Source organism: Vibrio sp. RE88 (genome assembly GCF_013113835.1).
Classification (GTDB): domain Bacteria; phylum Pseudomonadota; class Gammaproteobacteria; order Enterobacterales; family Vibrionaceae; genus Vibrio.
Map to the genome: position 1 here is coordinate 305,189 of NZ_VTYQ01000001.1, position 25,989 is coordinate 331,177.

At 47.2% G+C, this 25,989-nt stretch carries 23 protein-coding genes; 10 read left to right on the forward strand and 13 right to left on the reverse strand.

All coding sequences use genetic code 11. From position 1 onward, the window contains the following. Positions 1-71: 71 nt before the first annotated feature. Positions 72-1,169 carry a substrate-binding domain-containing protein gene (locus F0265_RS01455; protein WP_171747473.1) on the reverse strand — a complete coding sequence of 366 codons (1,098 nt, stop codon included), beginning with the start codon at positions 1,167-1,169 and terminating at the stop codon, positions 72-74. Between the two features lie 82 nt (positions 1,170-1,251). Between F0265_RS01455 and F0265_RS01460 the strand changes: the two genes are divergently transcribed. After that, positions 1,252-2,370, forward strand: a complete 1,119-nt coding sequence (locus F0265_RS01460) for a substrate-binding domain-containing protein (protein WP_171747474.1) — start codon at positions 1,252-1,254, stop codon at positions 2,368-2,370. Continuing rightward, positions 2,367-4,850: an EAL domain-containing protein gene (locus F0265_RS01465; RefSeq protein WP_171747475.1), complete on the forward strand. Its 2,484-nt coding sequence runs from the start codon at positions 2,367-2,369 to the stop codon at positions 4,848-4,850. The genes F0265_RS01460 and F0265_RS01465 overlap by 4 nt, the downstream gene beginning before the upstream one ends. A gap of 49 nt (positions 4,851-4,899) precedes the next feature. Here the strand turns inward: F0265_RS01465 and F0265_RS01470 are convergent, their stop codons facing one another. Continuing rightward, positions 4,900-5,799 (reverse strand): DMT family transporter, encoded by a 900-nt coding sequence (locus tag F0265_RS01470; RefSeq protein ID WP_171747476.1) that lies wholly within the window; start codon positions 5,797-5,799, stop codon positions 4,900-4,902. Between the two features lie 120 nt (positions 5,800-5,919). Here F0265_RS01470 and F0265_RS01475 point away from each other — a divergent pair, with 120 nt between their 5' ends. Next, positions 5,920-6,402, forward strand: coding sequence for a MarR family transcriptional regulator (locus F0265_RS01475; RefSeq protein ID WP_006959854.1), 483 nt, complete (start codon positions 5,920-5,922; stop codon positions 6,400-6,402). A gap of 61 nt (positions 6,403-6,463) precedes the next feature. Here the strand turns inward: F0265_RS01475 and F0265_RS01480 are convergent, their stop codons facing one another. The 6 genes from F0265_RS01480 to F0265_RS01505 all read right to left on the reverse strand — a co-directional run bounded on the left by F0265_RS01480 (position 6,464) and on the right by F0265_RS01505 (position 12,455). Next, entirely contained in the window at positions 6,464-6,943 is a 480-nt protein-coding gene (locus F0265_RS01480) for a cytochrome c (RefSeq protein WP_171747477.1), read from the reverse strand. Further along, positions 6,940-7,353 (reverse strand): cytochrome C, encoded by a 414-nt coding sequence (locus F0265_RS01485; RefSeq protein WP_171747478.1) that lies wholly within the window; start codon positions 7,351-7,353, stop codon positions 6,940-6,942. The genes F0265_RS01480 and F0265_RS01485 overlap by 4 nt, the downstream gene beginning before the upstream one ends. Continuing rightward, positions 7,353-8,579 carry a molybdopterin-dependent oxidoreductase gene (locus tag F0265_RS01490; RefSeq protein ID WP_171747479.1) on the reverse strand — a complete coding sequence of 409 codons (1,227 nt, stop codon included), beginning with the start codon at positions 8,577-8,579 and terminating at the stop codon, positions 7,353-7,355. The genes F0265_RS01485 and F0265_RS01490 overlap by 1 nt, the downstream gene beginning before the upstream one ends. Positions 8,580-8,583: 4 nt before the next feature. Continuing rightward, positions 8,584-8,880, reverse strand: a complete 297-nt coding sequence (locus F0265_RS01495) for a cytochrome c (protein WP_043009704.1) — start codon at positions 8,878-8,880, stop codon at positions 8,584-8,586. A gap of 311 nt (positions 8,881-9,191) precedes the next feature. Beyond that, positions 9,192-11,006, reverse strand: coding sequence for a CocE/NonD family hydrolase (locus F0265_RS01500; protein WP_171747480.1), 1,815 nt, complete (start codon positions 11,004-11,006; stop codon positions 9,192-9,194). 9 nt (positions 11,007-11,015) lie between these two features. After that, on the reverse strand, positions 11,016-12,455 hold the full coding sequence (locus F0265_RS01505; protein WP_345775855.1) for a YfcC family protein: 1,440 nt from the start codon (positions 12,453-12,455) through the stop codon (positions 11,016-11,018). Between the two features lie 109 nt (positions 12,456-12,564). On the opposite strand from F0265_RS01505, the gene F0265_RS01510 reads away from it, so the two are divergent. Beyond that, positions 12,565-13,485, forward strand: coding sequence for a LysR family transcriptional regulator (locus F0265_RS01510; RefSeq protein WP_095559999.1), 921 nt, complete (start codon positions 12,565-12,567; stop codon positions 13,483-13,485). Between the two features lie 40 nt (positions 13,486-13,525). Here F0265_RS01510 and F0265_RS01515 read toward each other — a convergent pair whose 3' ends face one another. Continuing rightward, positions 13,526-13,963, reverse strand: a complete 438-nt coding sequence (locus F0265_RS01515) for a heme-binding protein (RefSeq protein WP_006959844.1) — start codon at positions 13,961-13,963, stop codon at positions 13,526-13,528. Between the two features lie 20 nt (positions 13,964-13,983). Continuing rightward, positions 13,984-15,612: a malate synthase A gene (gene aceB, locus F0265_RS01520; RefSeq protein ID WP_171747481.1), complete on the reverse strand. Its 1,629-nt coding sequence runs from the start codon at positions 15,610-15,612 to the stop codon at positions 13,984-13,986. Positions 15,613-15,924: 312 nt separating this feature from the next. Between aceB and gcl the strand changes: the two genes are divergently transcribed. From gcl to F0265_RS01540, 4 genes are all read left to right on the forward strand, one after another. Then, positions 15,925-17,697, forward strand: coding sequence for a glyoxylate carboligase (gene gcl, locus F0265_RS01525; protein WP_006959841.1), 1,773 nt, complete (start codon positions 15,925-15,927; stop codon positions 17,695-17,697). A gap of 59 nt (positions 17,698-17,756) precedes the next feature. Beyond that, the gene (gene hyi, locus F0265_RS01530) at positions 17,757-18,533 is read left to right on the forward strand and encodes a hydroxypyruvate isomerase (protein WP_006959839.1); all 777 of its coding nucleotides are present in this window, start codon (positions 17,757-17,759) and stop codon (positions 18,531-18,533) included. 25 nt (positions 18,534-18,558) lie between these two features. Further along, positions 18,559-19,458, forward strand: coding sequence for a 2-hydroxy-3-oxopropionate reductase (locus F0265_RS01535; protein WP_171340138.1), 900 nt, complete (start codon positions 18,559-18,561; stop codon positions 19,456-19,458). Positions 19,459-19,760: 302 nt separating this feature from the next. Continuing rightward, positions 19,761-20,375, forward strand: a complete 615-nt coding sequence (locus tag F0265_RS01540; protein WP_038156877.1) for a TetR/AcrR family transcriptional regulator — start codon at positions 19,761-19,763, stop codon at positions 20,373-20,375. Positions 20,376-20,515: 140 nt separating this feature from the next. Here F0265_RS01540 and F0265_RS01545 read toward each other — a convergent pair whose 3' ends face one another. The 3 genes from F0265_RS01545 to F0265_RS01555 form a co-directional block, all read right to left on the reverse strand. Continuing rightward, positions 20,516-21,553, reverse strand: a complete 1,038-nt coding sequence (locus F0265_RS01545; protein WP_171747482.1) for a hypothetical protein — start codon at positions 21,551-21,553, stop codon at positions 20,516-20,518. 646 nt (positions 21,554-22,199) lie between these two features. Then, on the reverse strand, positions 22,200-22,586 hold the full coding sequence (locus F0265_RS01550) for a hypothetical protein (RefSeq protein WP_019277440.1): 387 nt from the start codon (positions 22,584-22,586) through the stop codon (positions 22,200-22,202). After that, complete coding sequence (locus tag F0265_RS01555) at positions 22,586-23,929, reverse strand: hypothetical protein (protein ID WP_171747483.1); 1,344 nt, start codon at positions 23,927-23,929, stop codon at positions 22,586-22,588. The genes F0265_RS01550 and F0265_RS01555 overlap by 1 nt, the downstream gene beginning before the upstream one ends. Positions 23,930-24,547: 618 nt before the next feature. Between F0265_RS01555 and F0265_RS01560 the strand changes: the two genes are divergently transcribed. Both F0265_RS01560 and F0265_RS01565 read left to right on the forward strand, forming a co-directional pair. Then, on the forward strand, positions 24,548-25,003 hold the full coding sequence (locus F0265_RS01560) for a hypothetical protein (protein ID WP_171747484.1): 456 nt from the start codon (positions 24,548-24,550) through the stop codon (positions 25,001-25,003). Then, the gene (locus tag F0265_RS01565) at positions 25,000-25,983 is read left to right on the forward strand and encodes a hypothetical protein (RefSeq protein WP_171747485.1); all 984 of its coding nucleotides are present in this window, start codon (positions 25,000-25,002) and stop codon (positions 25,981-25,983) included. Before F0265_RS01560 ends, F0265_RS01565 begins: the two co-directional genes overlap by 4 nt. Positions 25,984-25,989 lie beyond the last annotated feature (6 nt).

Consider the following 25,989-nt stretch of genomic DNA (forward strand, 5'->3'; position numbering starts at 1 on the left):
CTTGCTTTACAGTGTAAAGTGAAACGCCATGACAATGTCATGGCGTTTGTGCTTATTGATGGGGAATGATTCTAGTCATTCGCCCCTGAGTATCGAAAGGCTTCACGTGTCAGTTTATCGAGCTCAGTATGGTCCATGTCGCTATGCACAACGGTAATGCGGCCAAGATAAATCAGTGGGATTTCTTGTGCTCGATTTTCCAGATGGAATTTGATGGCTTCAGCTGTTGCTACGCCAAGATCGTCGCTCATGCGCATCGGCGTCGCATCAAGTTCATCAGAGCGTATTTTTTCAATTTCCTTGGCAGTGCCTCCCCAGCCGGTGACATAGATATCAGACAATTTTCCCGCCTCTCGCAATGCATCGACCGCGCCCATCGTCATCGCAGTATTGGCATTGTGAATCATGGTGACTTCAGGGAAATTATCTAGCACTAAGCGGACACCATCCGCGCCGCCGAGTTTTTGGTATTGACCGAAATGTTCGTAGGCCGCTAGCCAGTCTCCTTTTTCTTCCACACAATCAATAAACCCTTGAGAGCGCTGGGTATCTGTGATGCCTGGAATGCCTCGGTTAGCGGCAAAATCCACTTCATTGCCTAAGTGTTTGACGGCATGTTCACACAACACCTCTGCGCCCATGGCACTGGAGAAATCAAACCATGCATCAGGTTGATGCTGCCATTGAGCATCCGGTGTATGAAATGCCCAGATAAAGGTTTTGAAATCTTTGGAAGCCGACAGTTTCTGAATGTTACCTGATTGCAATCCAAGTTCAGATGGACCGAAAATCACAAAGTCGTAAGGTTTAGATGCAGTTAACACCTGATCGGTATATTGCGTTTGCAGTGAATGCTCGATTTGCTTAGACGTGTACTGAACGATTTCAAATGGCAGATCCAACGCCTCAAGGCGCTTGGTCATCGCGGTATAGTTGCGCACCCAGAAATCAGAAATGTCGGCGCTTGGGTAGATCAACGCGATTCTTACTGGTTTCTCAGCAAATTGACTCATCAATGGGGAAGGATCAGCGCTGACCGTCTTTTGAAACGTCTCAAGCTTATTTTTGTCTTGTTGAGCATGGGCAGACTCTGAGCTAAAAGCAAAAGGTGAAGCACATAGAGCACTTGCCAGAAGAGGAGCTAATACTCTATTAACGTGAAATCGCATACTTGTTACCAAATGTTTTGATTGTGTATTAACATTATTATAAATATATAAAAATTATGAGTTAAATATTTTTATAATTAATATGCATAGAGTTTTAAATTTGGCGAGCTTGTTGCTCGCCTCTGTTTGCAGCATGCCGTTATTTGCAGACACAACCGACACCGACTTTTTCACCTATGCCAAAGATAAAGTAGCGCTTGCGATAGCTAGCGATCAGGCATGGGGTGGACCACGTTCTGGCCCTAAAATTGTTCACGACAGAAACATCATTTTTGTTGCTTCCGACTTACGCAACGGCGGTGTGTATGGGGTGGCGAAAGGCATGTCTGAGGCCATTTCTCACTTGGATTGGCACTTGAGGTTCATTGATGGCCTCGGTTCAGAGGTTCGTCAGGGGGCAGCAATAAGAAAGGCGATTGGTTTTGAACCAGACGCCATCGTACTGGGTGGCATTGATGCGCATCGACACAAAGAGATTCTCAAGCTGGCTGAAAGCTTAGGTATCACGGTGATCGGCTGGCATGCCACGGAGCTGGCGGGCGGCAACCCTGATATCGGCCTGTTCATGAACATCACCACGGACCCATTGGCTGTTGCGGAAGTAGCCGCTTTGCTGGCCATCGTTAATTCCAATGGCTTGGTCAATGCGTTGGTATTTACTGACCCGAATTACAAGATTGCGACGATTAAGTCCGATGCCATGGTTGCGGCCATTGAACGCTGCGCTACTTGTGAAGTGCTGGAACTGAAATCATTGCCGCTGGACAAAATCGCGGAGCAAATGCCTGCTGTTCTTGATGAGTTGTGGGAAACACATGGTGATGACATTACCCATGTACTCGCTATTAATGATTTGTACATTGACTATGCGATTCCTTCTTTGGAGTCGATTTTGGAAGAGAACAAGCCTGTTCCGCAGAACATCTCTGCTGGGGATGGCAGCAAAGCCGCTTACAAACGCATCAACAATAATTCCTTTCAACTTGCCACTGTGCCAGAGCCGCTTTATCTGCAAGGTTGGCAAATCATTGATGAGCTAAATCGAGCTTTCCATAACATGCCGCCTAGCGGTTACTCCGCGCCTGTTCACCTTGTCACACCTGACAATGTTGCAGAGTTAATCAGCCAAAAAGATACAGGGATATATGATCCTCAAAACGGCTACCGTGAAGCGTATCTCAGCATATGGAAGCCGCAATGAAATTCAGTCCTATCAACCTAACTCAGCGCCTGATTGTTTCTAATCTGCTCTCTTTATTGATTGTCAGTTTCGCAGTGTTTATGGTCATTCGCTCGCTTCACTCTGTTGAGTCGACGCTGAAAACGGAAACCACATCTCATGTGTCAGATCTGATCGTCAATTCAGAAATCAGTCGGCGGGTATTTGCTCTGACCTCACGGGTCAAGCTGCTTGAGCAGACGTTTTTGTTTAGTGAAACGACCTTGTCGGAAGAAGCTTTCAATGTCGACTTCCAACTTCAGCGACTGCGAGACCTCTCTACTAATCAGGAGTTTTCGCTCAAGATTGATGCATTTATCGAAAGTTTCCATCGATTTCTCGGCAGTTCTTTAGCGTTAAACCGCATACTTAAGCAGACCCATGAGATTGACGACACCTTAGCGGATCAGCTGGACCAACTGGAATTGGCCATTGCTGACAGCAAACTTCGCCACATCAATGAGCCTGACTTTATGCGTTATAACAATGAGTTAGACTTAGTGAGCATGCTGCGTGAAGCGTTTCTTTCTGCCGGTAAAATGGTCGGTGATATTCACAGTCGAATTACGCCAGAAACTGAAAAAGTGTTGCTGATCGAAGTCGAAAAAGAGCTCGATATCTTCCTGCTCCATCTGGAAAATGTCGACATCAAAACAGAAGCAGTAGTGGCAGAGAAGAAGCGTATCAAGCGTACGGTGAAACGCTATAACGCGGCGTTGAGACGTATCCGCGCTAACCTCGAGCAGCGCTGGATTGTGATGGCGTCGCTGGTGGATGCGCAAACTCAACTGCTGAATATGGTTGAGAACACGGAAGCACGAGTACTCAATCAGGCGCTTGAGCTGACCAAAAAGTTGGAAAGAGAGATAGAAGCATCGCGGCTCAATGCCGTCACCATGAGTGTTGCGGCGGTTTTGTTATCGATACTTCTGGTGAGCCATGTGGTTCGTCGTCACATCCGAAAACCACTGGATGATTTGAAAGACGGCTTTGATCGCCTCGAATCAGACTCAATTAAGAAGCCTATTGATCTAGGCCGTCAGGATGAGTGGGGCCACATAGAAAATGCCTACAACAACATGGCCTCACGTCTATCAGATGCTTACCTTGAACTGCATGATGAGAAAAAGAACTTCGACTTTCTTGCGCACCATGACCCGCTTACCGGCCTGGCTAACCGTCTGCTGGCGGCGAAACAGTTGGAGTGTGAAATTGAGAACAGCACCAAGCGTGGTTCTTCGTTTGTGCTTCTCTACCTAGATACCGATGAGTTCAAAACCATCAACGATTCCCTAGGTCACGCTTCCGGAGATAATTTGCTGGTCAATATCTCTGAGATTTTGACTAAGCTGATTGGTCAATCCGGGTTTGTTGCCAGAATGGGTGGTGATGAATTTATGATTGTCATCTCTGACGCCAATCTTAAAGACGGTGAAGTCTTGGCGGAGCGAATCAACAAAGCGTTGCGCAAGCCGTATTACATTGAAGACAACGTGATTTTTGTGTCTACCAGTATTGGCGTATGTGAATTCCCACTCCATGGTAAGGATGGCGAAACTCTAGTGCGTAATGCGGATACTGCGATGTACCATGCGAAGCGATGTGGCCGTGATCAATACAAAGTCTACGCGGATAAGATGACCCATGAAGTGACGGACTTGGTCGAAACAAACATCGGCCTTCGTCAAGCGATTGCCAATGAAGAGCTGGTGGTGTATTTCCAGCCCAAGGTGGATTTAGACTCAAACACCATTGTTGGCGCTGAGGCTCTGGTTCGCTGGAATCATCCGAAATTGGGGATGCTACCGCCGGCTGAATTCTTAGAAGTAGCCGAGAAGACGGATTTAATTACAGAGATCGACAAGTGGGTATTCAGAAAAGTCGCGAATCTGATCACCCAGTGGCAGCGTGCGGGCATCGACTTGCAAGGCGTGCTGTTCTCTATCAACTTTTCAGCGCGGCTGTTCTATCGAACTGATTTAGCTGAACAGTTGCAACAGATATTGGATGACACCGACTGCCAGCCGCATCAGTTGCTGCTGGAAATCACAGAACGCGACATGATGCGTGATTTTGAAACCTGCGTTAGAACTATTGCGACCTTGCGTGAGAAAGGCTACAAGATTGCGATTGACGATTTCGGTACTGGTTACTCGTCACTATCGGTACTCAAAAATCTGTCGGCAGATTGCATCAAGCTTGATCGCAGTTTTATCGAAGATGTGAATTCCTCAAAAGTTGACTACGAGATCACCCGAGCTGTGCTTAAGCTGGCACAGATTCTTGAGTTTTCGGTGATTGCTGAAGGGGTAGAAACCGAGTCTCACGTTGATACTTTGCGTCAGATTGGGTGCCGATGTGCACAGGGGTATTATTTTGCCAAGCCTTTGCCTGTCGAAGAGTGGATTGATTACCTGCGCTCTTCAGAGCGCTCGGTGTCGGTTTCTGACTCACTCAGTTAAACAAAAAAGGGCCACATCAACGTGGCCCTTTTCAATCGGTTTCATTTACTCAGCTTGATTTACACTGTGCTGGCGACGGCTTGTTTTGTCTCAGCGCCAGTATTGCCTGTGGCAGAAGCGACATCACAATCATGCCGATCATCAAGCTGTACTGGAATGGGCTAAAGGATTCACCCAGCAGCACCAATCCCGTTAAGATGCCTGCAATTGGGTTGGCAATACCACCAAAGGTAAAGTCCACCACCGTCATGCGTTGCAGCAGCCACACGTACATGCCGTATCCCAATGCCGTGTTAAGACCAACCACCCACAATAAACCTAAGCCATTACGTAGCGAGAAATTCCCAAGTGCGTTGCTGTATTGCGCCGGATCCACAACCGCCTGAAATCCTGCGGCGACAGACAAAATCGCGCCACCGAGAATCAGCTGCCATGTCAGCACTGTCCACCAGTGCATGCGGTTGCCCAATGACTTGGTCAGAGAACTACCAGCAACAATACACATGATGGCAGCCAGCATGGCACCCAACCCAATCGGGTCGAGGCTGATGGAGCCTGGAGAGAACAACATCCACGCCAAACCGACCAGTGCTGCACCGCTGACCGCCTGAATGTAGTTGGGACGGTTTTTGTTAACCACCCAGTTATACACCATGGCAAACACGGGTACCGACACCATACCGACGCCTGAAATTGCCGAAGGCAGTGTTAATGCCATAACAAAAATCAGACCGAAGAAGGTCGCAATGTTAATCAGTCCAAGACTGAAGAGAATCTGCCAGTCTCCTTTTTTCGGCAGAGACGGCTTAATCATCAGTAACAATAGTCCGGCAGGCAATGCTCGAATGGCTCCAAGTAGCAGAGGAGGCCAGTCAGTCAAACTATATTGTGTCACTGCGTATGTTGTACCCCAGAAGAAGGCGGGGATCATAGCCAGTAATATATTCATAATCTTTTATCTTTACGTTAAGATATTTTTGCGTGAATGTACGCCTAAAAGTTCTGTTTGTAAAGTATCTTTATGTTAAGATACTTCGAAACGTCATTTTCTTAGTGGAGAAATCTGTTCATGGACGCTATAGATAGAGTGGTCGATCAATGGGCAAAGGAAAAGCCCGAATTAGATACTGAACCCATGGCCATCATGGGCAGGCTGCTCAGAATTGCCAAATATATGGAAACGGAAGTCACGCAATTGCATAAGCGTTATGACTTAAAGCTGGGTGAGTTTGATGTACTGGCGACCTTACGCCGCAGTGGCTCACCATTCCGCCTGACCCCTTCTGAATTAATTGATTCAATGATGCTGACTTCTGGTGCGATGACCAATCGTCTGGATAAATTAGAGTCTAAAAGCCTGATTGTGCGTGAGCACAGTAAAGAAGACCGACGCAGTGTCACTGTGCAACTGACGGATGAAGGTTTTACCTTGATTGATAAAATCATTGAAGAGCATGCTGAAGTGCAGCAAAAACTGGTAAAAGGCATGAACTCGAACCAGAAGCACCAGATTAATCAGATCCTCAAAGGTTGGCAGACTCAGTTCGAATAACCTCAAATCATGACCCGATGGGCGCTACAGTTGGCGCCCATCGGGTCAGTCTTACCTAACTTTACTTATCTTGTTGACTGTCAGAACTTTCTTTATCCGCCTGACGGTAATCTTTGCTTTTATCGTAAAGATCGAGCGGCTCTAACGTGCTATAGAAGGCGGCGACGTTCTGCATGTCCTGATCGGACAAAGATTTAACCACCGACTGCATATACAGATCCTGACGCTTATCTGTTTTGAACTCGCGTAGCTGCTTAAGGATATAATTCGCCTTTTGCCCTTTGATGTTCGGGTATGACTGGACGAAAGGGATGATTTTGTCGCCATGGCACTGGCTACAGAGGTTGGTCACCAAGCTCTCTCCCGCCGCGATATCGATGATAGCCTCAGATGGCTGCTCAGCATCGGATGGTTTCTCGACCGACAGTGCGTCTGATGGTTGTGTCGGAGCTGCTGGCTCCTCTGAACAAGCAGACAGTACTGCGATGCAGAGCGCAGATACACCTGTCAGGCAAAGCGCGTGAAACATTGAGCGTGTCATTGCGTTTCTCCCCGCATTGGCGGCATCAAAGCACTTTCAATCGGCTTACGGCGATACTTGTTCATATCGATGCCCTTGTCCTGATAATAGGTACTGAGGTAGTCGAGTACCGGATCCCAAGTGTCTGACAGATCCCACAGCCCTTGCGTGTCCACCATCCACTGAATCGTTTCTCGCCATTGCTCCTTATCACCGCTGTTCTGAGCCACAATAAGACTCGTGTGGCAGGCGTTACATTGACCATTCACCAACTCCCACCCCGGTGCCATGATCAGCCCAGAAGCTTTATCGACACCGTATTTCTGCTCCGGTGTCAGCTTGGCTTCGTCTTCCGCTTGCACACTGAGTGCAGATAATGCCAGCAGTGAGGCGATAAACATCGCACGAGATTTACCTGTGGACCTTTTCATCACGACACCCTGATGGCAATGCGATGACAACCGTTGAACAGATAACCTTTAGGGTTCCATTGCGGCTGGACGACGGGCTGGCTGTCGCCTTCGCTGTCCGTTGCTTTAGCCCAGATCTCATAGTAACCCGCCATTGGCAGTTCCAAATCGGCTTGCCATTGTTGCCATGCGCCTTTGTTGACGGGTTTCTCCAGTTTAGCGTTATGCCATGTCGTGCCATAGTCATAGCTCACCTGAAGCTTCTCCACGCTCCTCATGCCTGCCCAGGCATGGCCGCTGACAGTGACGGTTTTACCCAGAGCAAACTCAGTGCCGCTTTTAGGTGAGGTGATCAGTGATTTGACGATCATCTCCTCGATAATGCGAAAGTCTTTGTTTTCGACCTTTTCTCCGGGAGCGATCGGGTATTTTGGTACCTGATAAGCTGGGGCCGCCATTTTGTGGCCATCGTGGATTTGGTTGCGGATGCTGATCCCAGTGGCGCACTTTTGTGAGACGGAAGCTGGTCGGCCCGCAAAGACGACGCGTAGCGGGTAACCATGCAAATAAGGAATTGGCTCGCCGTTCATGGCCCACGCGATCAGTGCGTTGTCGTTCATCGCGGCTTTGATAGGCACGCCACGCGAGATGGCTTCGCCTTTGCCGCTCAAGTGTTTGTCAAAGCCATGGTTGCCCGTGTAGACCGCATCATCTTTGATACCACAGTCTTTGAGCACATCACTAAGCAGTACGCCTGTCCATTCTGCGCAGTACACGCCAGCGTTATTCCACTGATTACCCTTGGTGCTAGGGTAGAAGTTATTGCGGCTGTTACCGCCGCACTCCAATACCAGACTTTGGGTGTGATGTTTGAATTTAGATTTGAGCTCAGCAATGGTGTATGTCTTGCTTTGCTTGACCGACTCTCCCTCCACTTCAAATGTCCAGGTCTCTGGGTTGATTTGAGAAAAATCCGGCATTTGGCCATTCCAACGCACAAAAGGCACTCCTGCTGGTGTGACAGGAGGCGCGAGCATGCTTTCTGGCGGATAAGCATTGAGCGGATTCGTGTTGAGTACCGTGTAGTAATCCGGCAGATCTTCCGCTTTGGCCCACGTCAGTGCGCTGATATCCAAAACCGCAACGTTTTCCGGTCGATTAGCAGCAAACACCCAAGATACAGGTAACGCAGATACGGCGGTGGCGGAAAGGGCCGCCTTGAGAAATTGTCTTCTATCTAAACTCATGGGGTTACTCTTGATGGTTCAGGGTGTAAAAGTAATCGGCCAGCTTTTCGATATCCTCTTCAGACAGTAACTGGGCGACTTTGGTCATGGTGGCATCCTGACGCTGGCCGTTTTTGAAGTCGGAGAGCTGTTTGGTCAGGTAGAGCTTGTTCTGCCATTTCAGGTTAGGGATAGAAGGAAACGCAGTGTTGTTGTCACTGCCGTGGCAAGCGATACACATGTTTGCGAGTTTTTGGTAATCGTCGGCGGCCCCAAAGACAGGCAGCGAACAAAAGATCAGGGCAAGAATGGACTTTCGCAAAACGTCTCCTTAGCTTTAGGCTGATAAAGCAGGCTGGCTGATTAAAAATCACGCGCATTAGAACGAGTTTTTGCGATCAATAAAATTCAAATAAATTTAACCTAGGTTAACTAATATTTAACCCAGTAACGAAATCAATGTCTGGTAACTTACTGATAGATAATGAGTATTTTAATCTATCAAAGATAAACTTTGTTGATGGTGGTAAGTATCTGAAATGCATTTAGAAACTGAAATCAGCGTGTTTCGACCATGGGTAAGAGTTGCCGAAAGTGTGAATAGAGCCCCTACTAAAATAGGGGCTTAGTTTTCTAGCTAGGGAGTATCTCCAAGGTCAACATAGATGCATGGCTTTGGCTACAGTGAATGGTGTTTTTGGCCACTTGTTTGGTATACGCCTCACCTTCGGCTTCACCGCTGTTGGGGTTGACGTCAAACTTAGGGAAATTGCTGCTGGCAATGTCCAATCGCAGTTTGTGTCCCTGCGCGAAGCAATTCTGAGTGGCAAACGCTTCAACCTCAACTTCGTAAATCACTCCACGGCGAAGCTGCTCTGGCTGTTGCCAGCTTTTGTGGTAGCGACAACGAAAGATGCCATCGGAGATGTTCATCGCGAAGCCTTGCGGGTAGTCCTCGCTTGGCGGATAAACGTCCACCAGTTTGATGGTGAAATCCGTATCCGGTGCGTCGGATTCAATAAACAGTTTCGCCGATACTTTTCCTGACACAACCAAATCTTCAGCGAGTGGTTCGGTCTCAAACACCAACACATCCGAACGTGCGGCAAGGGGGAGATGGTTGCCTTTGGTACCGTAAAAGCGAGCATCTTCACGTTGATCGTACGCACCACCTTCAAACACTGGCTTACCCGAGGTTAACGCACCGCCAATAGTGGGGACTGGGTTGCTCGGATCGGCCAGATAGCTGATGTGATCGTCTGTGACCGGTGCTTGCTGGGTCAGCTGGCCCTGTCGGTGCAGATACCAGTTCTGAGCTTCGGTGTTTTTCATTGGCCAGCGATCACTGCTTAGCCACTGGCCTCCGTGCTTGAGCCTGCCCAGTTGGTTTTTTTCACCTGAGCCGCCGCCCATTTGGAACACCTGCACGTTGGCAAACGTATGGCTGTCATCAATGAGCAGCCAGCGCTGGAACCACTTCACGCGAAAATCCAACCAGTTGCTGTCAATGTTGTCGTCAAATGAGGCGTCCTGACCGAACTCTACGTCACCGCTATGTGTGGTATTTCGGTCTCCATGTAGCCACGGGCCCATGATCAGTGCAGTCTGGGAGCGATTCTTTTCTCTCAGCACCGTGTAGTTTTCCAGCGTACTTTTAACGTATACGTCGTACCAGCTCGACATGAGCAACACCGGAATATCAGCAATGTTCTGATAGCTATCAAGCGCGTAGATGCCGGACTTTTTCCAGAAATCACTGAAACTGCCCTGTTTCCATTGCTCAAGCAAATACGCTTCATATTCAGGCACATGGCGTAATGGCGACTGTCCGGCTTTCCACGGTAAGTACTTAAACCACTCGCGAATGTCTTCCTGCTCCAGCGCTTTTTTCGCCACAGGATCTTGCTCGGCCTTGGGGCTCACCAGTGCTTGGCGATAGGCCCATGTCGCCTGCTTGAGCTCAAACGCTCCTCCCTGACGAATACCGCACTGATAGGCGTTGGAGAAACCGCCTGAATCCAGCACCATACTGGCTAGCCCCGGAGGATTGAGACACGCCAGTGCCAGTTGAGTGTGGGCGGCGTAAGACAGCCCCATGGTACCTATTTTTCCATTGCACCAAGACTGCTCAACTAGCCATGCACACGTATCGTAGCCATCTTCCGCTTCGTTGATGTACTTGGTAAAGGTGCCGCTGGACTGATAACGTCCGCGACAGTCCTGAAAGACACACACAAAACCTTTATCAACGAACGCCTGCGCCATTTCTTCTCGTGAGACCTTATGCCCTTGCAACGTGACTTCAGAACGAGAAGGCGCCGTTTTGTCGTAAGGCGTTCGCTCCATCACCACGGGCCACGGGCCTTCACCGTTGGTTGGAAAGTAAATATCGGTCGCGAGTGTTTCTCCGTCTCGCGTACGGATTTTGACATCTGTTACTGCTTTCATGAGATGTCCTTAGGGGTAAACGTGTAGGCTGATGGATAGGAATACCAGAGCACACGCAATGGTGATGAGGAAGAATGGGAAGATGTATCTCGCCCATTGCCCCCATCCGACTTGCGCCGTCGCAAGGAAGATCAGTAGTCCGCTGGAAGTCGGTGTAATGATGTTTGTCGCCCCGTTACCCATCAGGAAGGCCAGTACCGTGGTATGTGGGTCGACACCGGAAAGCTGTCCGAGTGGGCCAAGGATTGGCATGGTGACGGCGGCTTGCCCAGAGGTGGATGGAATCGCCACGTCGATGACCAACTGAGAGAAGAACATGCCATAAGCGGCAAGCGTTGGTTGGCCTTCACCGATGACTCCGGCTAAGTGGTAGATGATGGTATCCAGCACTTTACCTTGTGCAAGGACAATGGCGACAGAGGTGGCGAGCCCGATCAATACGCCTGCTATGAGAACCTTTTTCATACCGCTGATGAAAGCGTTGATGGTGTCATTGGCTGACAAGCCACCGATGACTGCGAAAATCACACCAAGCGAGATGTAATAGGCTGATAACTCGTTGTATTTCCACTTCCACGTTTGTGAAGCATAGACCAGAAAAGCGATGCCCAGTCCAAGAACCGTCAGTACAAGCGTATGGCGAACCGGCAGAGGTTTGTTGTCCCATTGTGCGACGATTTCCGTTGTGCGCGCTTCTTTGCGAATACTGTGTAGCACGTACGCCACACCGATGATCATCAGTACCACGTAAACGAAAATACGCATCCCCATACCGCTGAATATCGGCACATCAACCAGTGGCTGAGCGACGGATAGGGCATAAGGGTTAGTGATCGAGGCTAAGTAACCGACTTTAACCGGAATGGTGACAATCGCCAGACCGATAATTTTTGACAGCCCCAGTCTTGTTGCCATGGCAACGACCATAGGTATCACGAGCAAGAACTCCTTCGCCATCCCCATGAAGGTACTGCCCATGGAAAACACCACCATCAGGATCGGTACCAATAAGTAGACGTTACCGCGGGTGGCAGAAAGTGTGCGCTCAAGGCCTGTTTCAATGGCGCCCACTTTGTCGAGTACGCCAAACATGCCGCCGATAAACAGCACCATGAAAATCATGCCAGCTTGTTTGGTGATGGCTTGAGGAATACTGACTAACGCATCAAGCAAACTGACGGTTTGAGCTTCGCCTTCTTGAGGGTAAATACCAATCAGGTTGAGTGGGGAGACGTCTTTTTCCAGCACTTGGTAGGTGCCGGGAATGATCAGTTTGCCGTTACGTTCAAACTGTCCGGAATCGAAAAAATAGGTCATCAGTACTGCTACCACAACGACAGACAGCAGGATGATTACAGGGTTTAAGTTACCTTTCTTCTTGGGTTGTTCAGTAACATTTTGTTGAGCTGGTGATATCGCTTCACTCACTTTAAATCTCCATTTCGTCACATTCTATCCTACAACATTTCTGCAACATATTTTTTTGTGTTAGGGTTTTCAATTCAATGACAATTAGTCATAGATGTATGACACAAGTGACTTGTTTAAATGGAACCAGATGAATATAACGGCGAAACAACTTCGGGCGCTTAAAGCCATCAGCCAAGCTGGGACAACCAGTCTGGCGGCAGAGCAGTTGAACTTATCTCAATCTGGTGTGAGTCGAATGTTGGCTCAGCTGGAAAAGGAGCTTGATCTGGATCTCTTTGAACGAGACAGAGGACGATTGAAAATTAAGCCCGAATCGCTCAATTTGTTATCAAACGCACTGCACGTTTTAGAGGGTATGGAACAGCTCCAGAGTCAGGCGTCGGAAATCAAAAGGGGACGCAAAGCGAAGCAAGTATTCAAGATTGCGATGCCTTATACCTTTGCCAAGTCACTGGCCCCCAAACTTATCAAGCAGCTGGTGGCGCTATTTCCTGACGTGTCGGTTGAATTGTTTTCAAGCCATTATCAGTCGATTGAAGAAAGCGTCTATTCCGGTCAGGCCGATGTTGGGTTTACCCGCATCAGCAATCATTCTAAGTTTCGCTCCACGGCACTGGATTCAGGGATTGCGATGTGTGTGTTTCCCGAGGGCCACGAGTTCGAGGCATTCCACTCTGTTAATGCTGACAACTTGCGCGATCAGAAACTGGTCATGATCGGACGTAAGAGCAGTACTCGTCATGATGTGATGAACTGGTTTACTCGCAGTAATCTATTTCCGGAAATCGTTGTTGAAGCGCACTCTGTCGATGTCGCCTGTTCACTGGTGGCGGAAGGGATTGGCGTGTCGATTGCCAACAGCACCATGCTCAAAGGGATGGACAATCACAAGATTCGAGCACTGCCTATCTTGGACTTGCCTCGCTATCAGTACGGCGTGATCCAGCGGCCTGATGACATTGCTAATGAGCGCAAACAGCCTGTTATTGATGCGTTTTCGGATTTACTTCAGGAAATGTTGACAGAACTGCCCGTGTTGGGCCGTTAACTGTAATAAAAAAGCGGCCGGAGCCGCTTTTGATGAAGGGTTATGCCGCGTTCTCATCACAGAACAAGTCGGCGTGAGTAATACCACGCAGGGCACAGCTTTCGTCGAGGTCAGAGATATCTCCACTGACACCGACCGCGCCGAGGATGTTCTGCTCAGCATCACGGATCAGTAAGCCACCGGGAACGGGGACCATATTACCGTGCGCCAGAACGTTTACGGCGGAGATAAACGCGGGGCGGTTGTCTGCGTCTTGAGCGAGCTTTCTGGAGGAGCAGCCGAGCGCGAGAGCACCCCAGGCTTTTGCGATTGCGATGTCTGGCCGCATCATGCTACTGCCATCTTGTCGCTGCAACGTAATCAGCTTTCCTCCGCTGTCGAGTACAGCGACCGTCAGAGGGGCGCTTTGGCTCTTTTGTCCAGCCTGAAAAGTACCGTCAATGACGGCTAGTGCTTGTTCTAGAGTTAAACTTCCCATGTTATCTCCTGATTTTTTGTTTACGCGGCTCCTTGCAGAAGCTCGTAACTAGGTAAGGTCAGGAAGGTGGCGAACTCTTCTGCAGTAGACAACTTATAGAAAAGGTCAGCAGTTTGTTCAAAGCGGCCTGCCGCATAGCGAGCCTCACCCACTTCCTGTTTGATAGTGTCGAGTTCCTGATACAACCACGTGTGGAATAATTCTTTGTTGAAGGTCTGGCCGTCATCCAGCGTCACGCCGTGATGAATCCATTGCCAGATGTTCGCGCGAGAGATTTCTGCCGTCGCTGCGTCTTCCATCAGACCATAGATAGGTACACAACCTGAGCCCTGAATCCATGCCTCAATGTAGTAGAGGGCAATGCGAATGTTCTTGCGCACGCCAGCTTCGTCACGCGAGCCTTCACACGGTTTAAGCAGCAGGTCAGCGCCAATCTCGTGCGTAGGGCTGACGAAATCGAGCTGATTGACTTTGCCTTCAAGGTTTTTATCAAACACAGACATCGCCAAGTCGACTAAAGCAGGGTGAGCGACCCAAGTGCCATCGTGACCATTGCGTGATTCACGTTCTTTATCTTCAATCACTTTAGCGGTGACGCGTTCCATCTCCTGCGGGTCTTTGGCAGGAATAAAGGCCGACATACCACCCATTGCCAGCGCACCACGCTGGTGGCAGGTTCTGACGAGTAACTGACTGTAAGCATTGAGGAACTCTTTATCCATACCAACCACATGACGATCTGGTAGGATGCGATCTGGATGGTTTTTCAACGTTTTTATGTAGCTGAAAATGTAATCCCAGCGGCCGCAGTTCATCGCCACGATATGATCGCGCATGGCATAGAGCATCTCTTCCATTTGGAATACTGCTGGCAGTGTTTCAATCAGTACGGTTGCGCGGATGGTGCCACGTGCCACGCCGAAGTGATCTTCAGTGAAAGCAAATACGTCATCCCACCATTTTGCTTCTTCCATGCTTTCTAGCTTAGGAATGTAGTAGTAAACGCCCAGACCTTGTTGCGCTCGGGTCTGATAGTTGTGATAGAAGTACAAAGCGAAGTCCATTAAACAGCCCGGAATCGCTTGTTGATTGAATTGGATTGATTGCTCTGGCAGGTGCAGGCCGCGTGGACGAGCGATCAGTAGGGCAGGGTTAGCATTCAGCTCATATTGCTTATTTTTTTTGTCGTCAAAGTAGCTGATGGTGCCTGCGTTGGCGTCTCTGAGGTTGATTTGCCCTTCGACCATGTTTTCCCATGTCGGTGAAGAAGCATCTTCAAAGCAGCACATAAAGACTTTCGCGCCGGAGTTCAGCGCGTTGATAACCATTTTTCTGTCTACCGGACCGGTAATTTCTACTCGGCGATCCAATAGCTCTGGCGGTGGTGTTGCCACTTTCCATGATTTGTCATCACGAATCGCCTGAGTGTCAGTTCTGAAATCTGGCAATGCACCCGCATCGTATTGCTTTTGCTGTTCCTCGCGTGCTTGCAGCAAAGCGTCACGACGGGCGCCAAATCGGTTTACCAATACTGTCAGAAAAGAAAGGGCTTCATCTGACAGAATCTCCTTATAGCCTGGGTTGTCTGTATGACCGACAACCTCCAGACAGGCAGTTTCTTCTCTTTCGGCTAGATCGTTCAAATTCATTGTTCGTCTCCTTTAAACAATATTGATCGATTTTGTGTACAAAAATTATTTACACGAATACTTATATGGGAAAATTTGTAAACAATCAAAGGGTATTTAACATTTATTTTTCATTTGCTCGTCTGGGAAATTATTTTTACGTAAAGATATTTTATGTAAAGTAATGATTTCTTTGTGTTATGGGGTTAGCAACCACTTAGGGTAAATGTTCTATGTTGAAAAAATGTTGCAAATGGGGGTTGCTATATTTAGAAATTGATTCATAGTACACAAAGTGTCTTTGGATTGTATACAATTGAAATGGAGGTTCGCATGGCAAAGATGAAGGCAATCGAAGCAGCGGTAGAAGTATTGAAAAAGGAAGGCGTAGACATTGCCTTCGGCGTTCCAGGCGCTGCCATCAACCCTATGTACGCGGCAATGAAAAAGCTCGGTGGTATTGATCATGTGTTAGCACGACATGTGGAAGGTGCATCGCACATGGCGGAGGGTTACACCCGTACTAATCAAGACAACATTGGTGTCTGTATCGGTACATCTGGCCCAGCAGGGACAGACATGATCACTGGCCTGTATTCAGCGTCGGCGGATTCCATTCCAATCTTATGTATTACGGGTCAGGCACCAAGAGCCCGTCTACACAAAGAAGATTTTCAGGCGGTGGATATTGAATCCATTGCGAAACCAGTCACCAAATGGGCGACGACGGTTCTAGAGCCCGCTCAGGTGCCGCGTGCTTTCCAGCAGGCATTCCACCTAATGCGTTCTGGTCGTCCGGGTCCGGTTCTAATTGACCTGCCACTTGATGTTCAGTTAACAGAAATTGAATTCGACATCGACACCTATGAGCCGCTAGAAGCGTATCAACCAAAAGCGACACGTGCGCAGGTTGAGAAAGCGATGGCGATGATGTGTGAGTCACAAAACCCAGTCATCGTTTCAGGTGGCGGCGTAATCAACGCTGGTGCGGAAGAGCTACTACAACAGTTCGCTGAAATTACTGGCGTGCCTGTTATCCCAACCTTGATGGGCTGGGGTTCCATTGCGGATGACCACGAACTGATGGCCGGTATGGTGGGCTTGCAGACTGCGCACCGCTATGGCAACGCGACTATGCTGGAATCGGATTTCGTGTTCGGTATTGGTAACCGTTGGGCCAACCGCCACACTGGTTCACTGGATGTCTACACCAAGGGCCGCAAGTTTGTTCACGTCGATATTGAACCAACTCAAATTGGCCGCGTGTTCTGTCCGGATCTTGGAATTGTTTCTGACGCCAAAGCAGCGCTGGAATTGCTGGTTGAAGTCGCTCGTGAGTGGCGTGATGCTGGCAAACTACCTAATCGTGGCGCATGGGTGGCAGAGTGTCAGCAGCGTAAATCGAGCATGCTGCGTAAGACGCACTACACTGATGCGCCAATCAAACCAATGCGTGTTTATGAAGAGATGAACAAAGCCTTTGGCCGCGATACTTGTTACGTCAGCACTATCGGTTTGTCTCAGATTGCAGCGGCGCAGTTCCTTCACGTTTATAAACCACGCCACTGGATCAACTGTGGTCAAGCAGGTCCGCTTGGCTGGACAACACCAGCAGCTCTAGGCGTACGTGCCGCGGATCCAAACCGCGACATCGTGGCAATCTCGGGAGACTACGACTTCCAGTTCATGATTGAAGAATTAGCGGTAGGCGCTCAGTTCAACCTGCCATACATCCACGTATTGGTGAACAACTCCTATCTAGGTTTGATTCGTCAGGCACAGCGCCAGTTCGATATCGACTACTGTGTTCAGTTGGCGTTTGAAAACCAAAATGCGCCAGAGCTTGACGGCTACGGTGTTGACCACGTGACCGTGGTTGAAGGTTTAGGTTGTAAAGCTATTCGTGTAACTGACCCAGAACAGATGCAGGCCGCGTTTGCACAAGCGAAAGAGCTGATGAACAAACACAAAGTACCTGTTGTGGTGGAAGTGATTCTTGAGCGCGTGACCAACATTTCTATGGGTGTAGAGATTGATGCCATCAACGAGTTTGAATCTCTGGCAGACAGCATCGACGACGCACCAACCGCGCTAGCCAATCAATAATCTGTTTATCGCAAAATACTGAAGCAGCCCGAAAGGGCTGCAAGAAAAAGGACATCACTATGGCAAAGTTTGCTGCAAATTTATCCATGTTATTTACCGAGGTTGATTTCCTTGAGCGCTTTGACGCTGCTGCTCAGGCTGGATTCAGCGGTGTGGAATACCTCTTCCCTTACGCATTTGATGCTGAGCAAATCAAACAGAAGCTGGAGCAAAACAACCTGACACAGGTGCTGTTCAACCTTCCGGCGGGTGATTGGGATGCTGGCGACCGCGGCATTGCGTGTGACCCGTCACGCATCGAAGAGTTTCAGTCAGGCGTTGCGTTAGCCATTCAGTACGCCAAGGTGCTGGGTAACACGCAGGTCAACTGTCTGGCGGGGATTACGCCTGCTGGTGTCAGCCAACAGGATGCGCATGCAGCCTTTGTCATTAACCTCAGATACGCCGCTCAAGCATTGCAGGAAGCGGGGCTAAGGCTGGTAATTGAAGCGATTAACACTCGTGATATTCCGGGCTTTTTCCTCAACACTACTGAGCAGGCCAAAGCAGTGATTAAAGAAGTGGGCAGTGACAACCTGTTCATTCAGTACGACATCTACCACATGCAGATCATGGAAGGGGATTTAGCGCCAACCATGAGTGCCAACATTGGCCAGATCGCCCACGTGCAGCTGGCGGACAACCCGGGCCGTCATGAACCGGGAACTGGTGAGATTAACTACCCATTTGTCCTCAAACATCTGGATGAATTGGGTTACCAAGGTTGGGTGGGCTGTGAATACAAGCCAAAAACCACCACAACTGAAGGCTTAGATTGGCTAAACCTATACCGCTAAGTGCGGTTAACGTTACGGAGAACATATTATGAAAATTGCATTTATCGGTACAGGTATCATGGGTAAGCCAATGGCGATCAACCTGCAAAAAGCGGGTCACGACATTGTGTTGACTGATCACTTCAACCCGCCACCGGTTGAACTTGTTGAAGCTGGTGCGTTGGTTTGTCATTCACCAGCAGAAGCGACTCGTCTGGCGGACGCAATTATCCTGATGGTGCCAAACACACCGCAGGTGGAAGACGTACTGTTCGGCGAGAACGGTGTTGAAGCTGGCCTAAACGAAAGTGGCGCAGCAGGCAAGCTGGTTATCGATATGAGTTCGATTTCACCAATCGCCACCAAGGCGATTGCGGCACGTGTCAACGAAAGCGGCGCGCAATATCTAGATGCACCAGTATCAGGCGGTGAAGTGGGTGCTATTAATGCGTCACTGAGCATCATGGTTGGTGGTGAGCAATCAGCGTTTGATAAAGCGCGTCCACTGTTCGAGGTGATGGGTAAAAACATCACGCTAGTCGGTGAAAATGGTGCGGGTCAGACGTGTAAAGTCGCTAACCAAATCATTGTTGCGTTGAACATCGAAGCGGTATCTGAAGCTTTAGTGTTTGCATCAAAAGCGGGTGCCGATCCAGCGCGTGTACGTCAGGCACTGCTTGGCGGCTTTGCTAATTCTAAGATTCTTGAAGTGCACGGCGAGCGCATGGTGGAAGGCACATTCGACCCAGGCTTTAAGATTACATTGCACCAGAAAGATCTAGACCTTGCGCTGACTGGCGCTAAAGAGTTGGATGTAGCACTACCAAACACCGCAAATGCTCAGGAGCTGTTTGAAGATTGTGCAGCAATGGGCGGTCAGAACTGGGATCACTCTGCGCTGATTAAAGCGATTGAGAAACGCTCAGGCCACTCAATCAGGGACTAATTCCTGTCGGGACGATGTGGGTTCCTCTCCCGCATCGTTCCATGGTGTAGCGGTCCTGCTGATTCTCTCATGGCTTGAATCCGTAGTCGCTGCTCCTAAATGATTCATTACTAAATCGCGTAGTTTTTCGTCTCCTTTTATACGCGTTCCCGTCGTAAGACAGCAGGTTGGAGTTACACCTTCCTCGGGCTCCATATTGCAGGCTCCTGGTGTGCTTACTTCGGGATTTTTTATCCTCACCACTTTGTCTCTCTTAACATATTGTTTAGTATGTCGTTACACCAGATGTATAGGGAATAACAATGTCTCGTATCAGGCAGAAAAATCAGGGATTGATTATCGATGTCGCGAGTGAACAATTTGCCACCCACGGCTACGCAGCGACAAAGATGGCGGATATTGCAAAAGCCGCAGATATCCCTAAACCTAATGTGTTCTACTACTTCAGCAGTAAAGACAAGCTCTACTATGCTGTGCTCCAGACGGTGACTCAGCCGTTACTGGAAGCCTCTCGCCCGATTGAAGAACTCGACGACCCAGTCGAAGCCTTAACTCAATACATTGAAGCTAAGCTGCGTATTTCGCGCGACCACCCACACGCGTCTAAAGTGTTCGCTAATGAAGTGATGTCAGGAGCTAAGGTGCTGCCAGAAGACATCGGGCAAGAGCTGTTTAAGCAGTCACAGATGATTTTGGATAAGTTCGCGACCTGGAGTGAAGAAGGGTTGATGGATAAAGTCCCTGCACACCACCTGATGTTCACCATCTGGGCAGCGACGCAGACTTACGCAGATTTCAGCTGGCAGATCTGTAACGTTATGCAGAAAGACACGCTGGATAATGGCGATTACCAACAAGCCGCTGAATTTATCACCCAGCTAGTGATTAAAGGCTGTGGAGTGAAGGGTAAAGCGTAAGTAACCACCCACTTATGCGAATTAGCGACTGAAGTTAGTTGGTTTTATCTGTTCAAAAAAAGGGCGTAACCAATTAATGGTTACGCCCTTATTGTTACCTTGGAGATTAGCACCAATTTAGCACTGAACAATCGCAATTATCACAAGAAATATTCTAACGGCGCGATCTCTTGGAAAACCATATTGTACAAGCGACCATTTCTTTTGGGCTTCATGTGTAGCGCTTTGACTGCTGGATAATCCTCTAGATATTCAGGAGTCAGTGAAAGCATTTCGTGCCTGAATTCACTTTTTACATTAAGCCCAAAATACGTCTCATAAATATGCAATAGTCTCCCAAACCCTTTTCTTTCCTGTGCTTGCAGACTCCATGCCTCTTCCAATATCTCCACCAGTTCTATAGATTCGCTGCTTTGCTTCCATTTTCTAGCATGCTCATATTTTTTTATCACTTTGTGAGTGTGAAGAATGAGAGCGGGGATTTTTAGCCTTCCGGCGAGGTAAAAATTCCCGCTAGTATTGAGAAGGTGTTCCAAGTATTTAGGTGTGACACCTCTAGGATCTGAGCCAAAACAAGTTTTGCCATACAAGGCAACTGACGCACTCTCATATGCCGCGACGGCTAGCTGAGAACAAAACATATTAGGGATAACGTCACTGCTACCATAAACGAAACTGATGATGTCTTCGATAAACTGATTGGTAGTCGACTTAAAGGCTCTTTCCTGAGACAACGATTTTATGGCGCCACCCATGTCATAATTACCATCAAGAATATTTCGATTTTTAGGTCTTGTATCAACATCAATTCTGCAGAGTGCCTTAGTCACTGCCACAGCACCCTTAGCTAATTCTTTGTTTTTGCATTTAAATACAATAGCGGCATTGTTTGGTATCTCATCGGTGTCGTGAACTTCTGCTGCAGCTTCTGCTAATAAGCGATTTGATAAACCAATGGCTGCATGTTCAGACGTTGATGAACCTTGAAGTTTTATCCCGAACTTTTCATCTGCTGACTTCTTATGCAGAAGCTTTTGTCCCCATGTAATTCCGAGTTCGACTTGACCAAACGCCCACCCAGGGAAGACTTTGAATATCAGCACATCTCCGGGTTCTACTTCAACCTCATCCAGTTTGTTGTATTGTTTTAGACTTGCAATAGCATCATTTTTATACATTGGTTTATCTCCCCACTCAGTGTACTTTTTCTGTGCCTATACCATCCTAAAAGTGTTGTGTTTCCTCGTTCGTTCATGAACATCTTAGATATGCATCCTATGATGCGAAGTGCTACTTAAGTGGGCGTATGAACTCTCAATACGCTACAACAAGAAGGTATCGAATGCGGTAATCTGATCCACCTAATTAACATTTTTATAACTTCTAGATGAACGTAGCGCAATAGTGCTAGTAAGATAAGTATTTTCTTGAAGAAATTTGAATTCTAGGAACGTACAAAATCTGTTCATCGAAGAAGAACAGCTTAATTTAAAACCGCAGTGAGTATTGTATGGCTTTGTAAGGCTATGTAAGGGCTCTTATAAAGTGACAGTCAATCGCTTTGCTTTATTAACAGAATGATGGGAGGTATAAAATTTGTATTCTAATGATACACATGAGTATTTAAATAGTGGCTTAACTTGGGAACCGATAAACGGAACTAGTTCAATTAGCAGCTTTAAATAAAAGAGCTAGAGAGTCATTTGTTATACTTTCTAGGGAGTTAAGTCTTAATTGTCCTGGCTCTTTGGCTGCCCTTGGTTTCTTGGTGAACGATTCAAACTGAACAACGAAAAAATGGGAAGCAATCGCTTCCCATATGGCTTAAGGCATGTACCCAGTAAACTTTAAGAAAATGAGACTTACAATAAGAATTATGTAGCTCCACATACCTAATGCATTGACCCACATAAATATTTTAAACTTCTTTGAGTCGGTCGTAACTCGATGACGAATAAATGGGTATTTCACCCAGTAATAAAAACAGCGACTACCAATTGCCCAAGACATTTGATATTGAGGGCGCATATAGCCTTTATCGTCATAATATTTATTCAGATCTTTTGCCAATTGCTTGTCTATATAAATAATGTGTTTAAAACTGCCGAGAGAAACAATTGCACTCATGACGACAGCGGGAACAGACCAAATAAGAGCGTAGCTCCCAAAAGCCAAGCCTGTAAGACCAACAATTGCCTCATACCAAGCCATCAGAACGTATCCTTAAGATCTTCTACCATTTCACCCGCACTTTCATATAGGAAGTACAACCCATCTCCAACGGCCTTACCAGTAGTGCCACCAGCAACCCCACCAACAAAACCGCCAGCAACCGCGCCACCTATAGCAGCAACCGCAAGAACTGGTGCAGAAACAGTTACACCTACTATTAAGGCTAATCCAGAAATAGTAGCAACCGAAAGACTAGCACCCGCGCTACCGCCCGCGATACCACCGCCCCAACCACCAATGAATCCTGTGACCTCACGAGTCGTTGTCTTACCGCAGTTCCCTGTGCTATCAACTTTACATGCTTCATAAATATTGTTCACGCCACTGACCGCACCTACAGTTAAGCCAATGTAACCTAACCCTCGGGAGGCAGAAATGCCGATAGAGATATTGGCGATTCGTTTACCCAAATCTTTCACAAAGCCTTTCTTTAGAATCTCATCGGCATTATGAATCACGGACTTGGTAGAAAGTTTTAAGTTGCGTTTAACTTGCTTGTAAATCGGTAACTGGACACTACGACTGGATAGTCTAGCGAAAGAACCATCAAGCTTTTTAAATAGCGCTGCACGTTCTGCTGTAAACGTTCCGTAGTTGACACCTCCGGTTCGACTTGCCATCGCCACTTGGGAAGCATATAGGTCATTAATCTCCAGCAGTACATTTTGGATATTCTTTAGGTTTTGTTCAACGCCAGTAGCTGTAGCACCAACGCCAGTAGCTACTTGCGCATAGTAATCTGTTGGCAACCCATCTGTTGCAATTCTCTCTGCCAGTTGTTGAGAAAACAATTCAAAGTGACGATGAAGTGTAGCCAACTCGTCATCCAATAGCTTACCAAGCTCTAGGCTTGCAATTCTGGCTTGCTCTATTAGATCACCGAGCAGCTTTTTGTCTTCTGGTGTTTTGGGCTTAGTAGTGGGAAGGACGACAATCTCCCCCTGATGAACTGGTTCATTGAGATGAACGTTACAACTCTGGATAAATTGCTTTTGTTCTTCAGTGGTCTCAGAAGTATAGAGGCTTGCCCACAGCTCATCTTGTGATTGGGTAGTAGGAGATTGCATCCAGCCCAGCATAAAAGTGCCTGCTTGGCGATCAGCAAGCGCTCTCTCTCGGTTTTCATCCCAGCGTTCATAGTCTTCTGAGGAGTAGGTCAATTCCGCTCGACGCTCTAGTCTCTGCCGTGCAGCTCGCTCTTGAACGGTTTCCTTGACAGTCGGAGTCGCAGTTTTAGGTAACTCTTCATCATGTAGTGGTCTATAGCCAGCTGTTCTGGCGGCTGTCGTAGCTCTTTTCGTTATTTCGTCATCATATGACATAAAGACGGACTCCAAAGGATTAGGCGATCATTATATCGACTCCTGATAGCATAAATACCTCTGTGATAACAAAACGTTACCTTCACTACGTAATCCGACATTTTAAACATGTATATGTGCAAATAAGCACTCGGCGACGATGCCTATGGATGACAACGCGACTCAAAGAGTAATAGCCAGTTCTGATTAGTTGATTGACACAAGAATTCGGATAAATGCCACACTTAGCACGAATCGAGCTATAGCGGAGCATTAGAATATCATTCTTGCCTTGATGAATTTTTGAATTTGTATTTTAAAGTACTAAGACTTTTCGGGACTACTTCTAGTATTGAAGCCGGGCAGCTAACTTACATATTGTAGGCTACATTGTTATTTCCAATATAATTCAAGCGTGGTGTCACTTTACATATTTATACACTAATCAGTCATCTGTGCTGTTGTGTAGTAGTTGATTGCAATTATTCAGTATTTGTAAGAGGATCTTCCTGCCCCCTCAGATACCTATTCGACACCGTCCCATTAACATCTTACAAATAAGATTTTTATAAGTATATCAATTAACCAATAAGGATAGTGTTTTTTTGGTCCGTTAGCTCTACACTCATATGAGTCTCATTGCATTTTATTAGTGTGAAATGTTTAAATTTTCCTTATGGCAGTGAAGTATTTCAAGTAACAGAAACCTCTTCAGGTGAACTGTTTCGTTCAATTGTACATATAGGTGAACCATTGAAAGCTATTAATGGGTTTTTTAAGGCATTGATTTTACTTAGTGCAATATCTCTATTGACCTTTACGCTAGGGTGCTCTTACCAATATGTTGATGAAGAAGGAAATAAACACATTGTTGGGTTGGTTAAAATAGTAATCCCTAACAGTCACCACGATGATTGCAAGAGAAATGCCGTATCAGTAACATCCGTTGGGCTAGCTGCCACCCAACTACCTAGCCATAGTGGGTTATCGATTGGTTACTCAAGGAATGAAACTGTGGCGATTCCATTGTACCCGAATGATTGTATAGCTGAAATTTACCGAACTTTTGATAAAGAGGCAGAGGAAGGCAAATGAAAAGGAAACTACTATTCAATATATTAGCGATTGTATTACTGTCTGGGTGTGCGTCACCTGATAAGGCGATTTTTGTAACTAGTACGTCTATGAGTTTGTTAGAAGGCGACAGTAAACCTGCAGGAGTAAGTATTGGCTATAAACGGGTTGAAGGTTATCTAGGTCCTAATAATGCAGATGGCACGGCACCACCGATAATTGCATCAATTCAGTCCGACGGGGAAATTTGGAACCCTAAGATTCGCCAGCTTTATGCGACAGGTTTAGCCGCAACAGTGGCTTCGTCAGATGAAAAATGTAAGAAGATCAATAACCGTAGCGGGAAAGATAAAAAGCTCATGTTTTTTGGTACTTCTACGAATACTGGACTTTCTATTGGAACCACTTCAGATATACCAGATAGTTTTGTATTTGGGTATAAGAGAAAAGAATTCTCACTGATACCATTAGTGAAAATTAATAATGATAACTATTCTTACCCGTCAGTCCTTGCATCAATTGACACGACTGGTGAACTTGATGATTCATCTTCAAATGTAAACACGGCTCTAAAGACAAACCAGTTTTTTGCTACTGGAGATGCAGCTTGCAATTTGGCTGAGAAATTAGGCTCAGAATTTGTCGAGAGGGCTAAGGTTTCGGTTGACGTACAACAGCGGAATATAGCTGCTCAAGCGATAAATTGTTACGCAGGTCTTCGCCTTAAAGACAGGGTAGCTGTTTGGAACGATGCACATTTCAATAAGCTGTTCCATGAGGAAGGTAGTGAAATTGGTAACACTTTTGCCACTATAAAAGCTGCGTATTCAGAAGCCGTTAAAGACGGAAAGGTTATAGATGCAGATAGATTATTTAGAGCTGATAGAGTGTACACTGGTTCTGTATTTCTACCGAGCATAGATAATGTTGAAAGACTCTCTAAACTAACCGAACATCGGGGTTATGTTTGTGGATTAGCACGCGCAAACAAGCCAGATTGAGGAGAC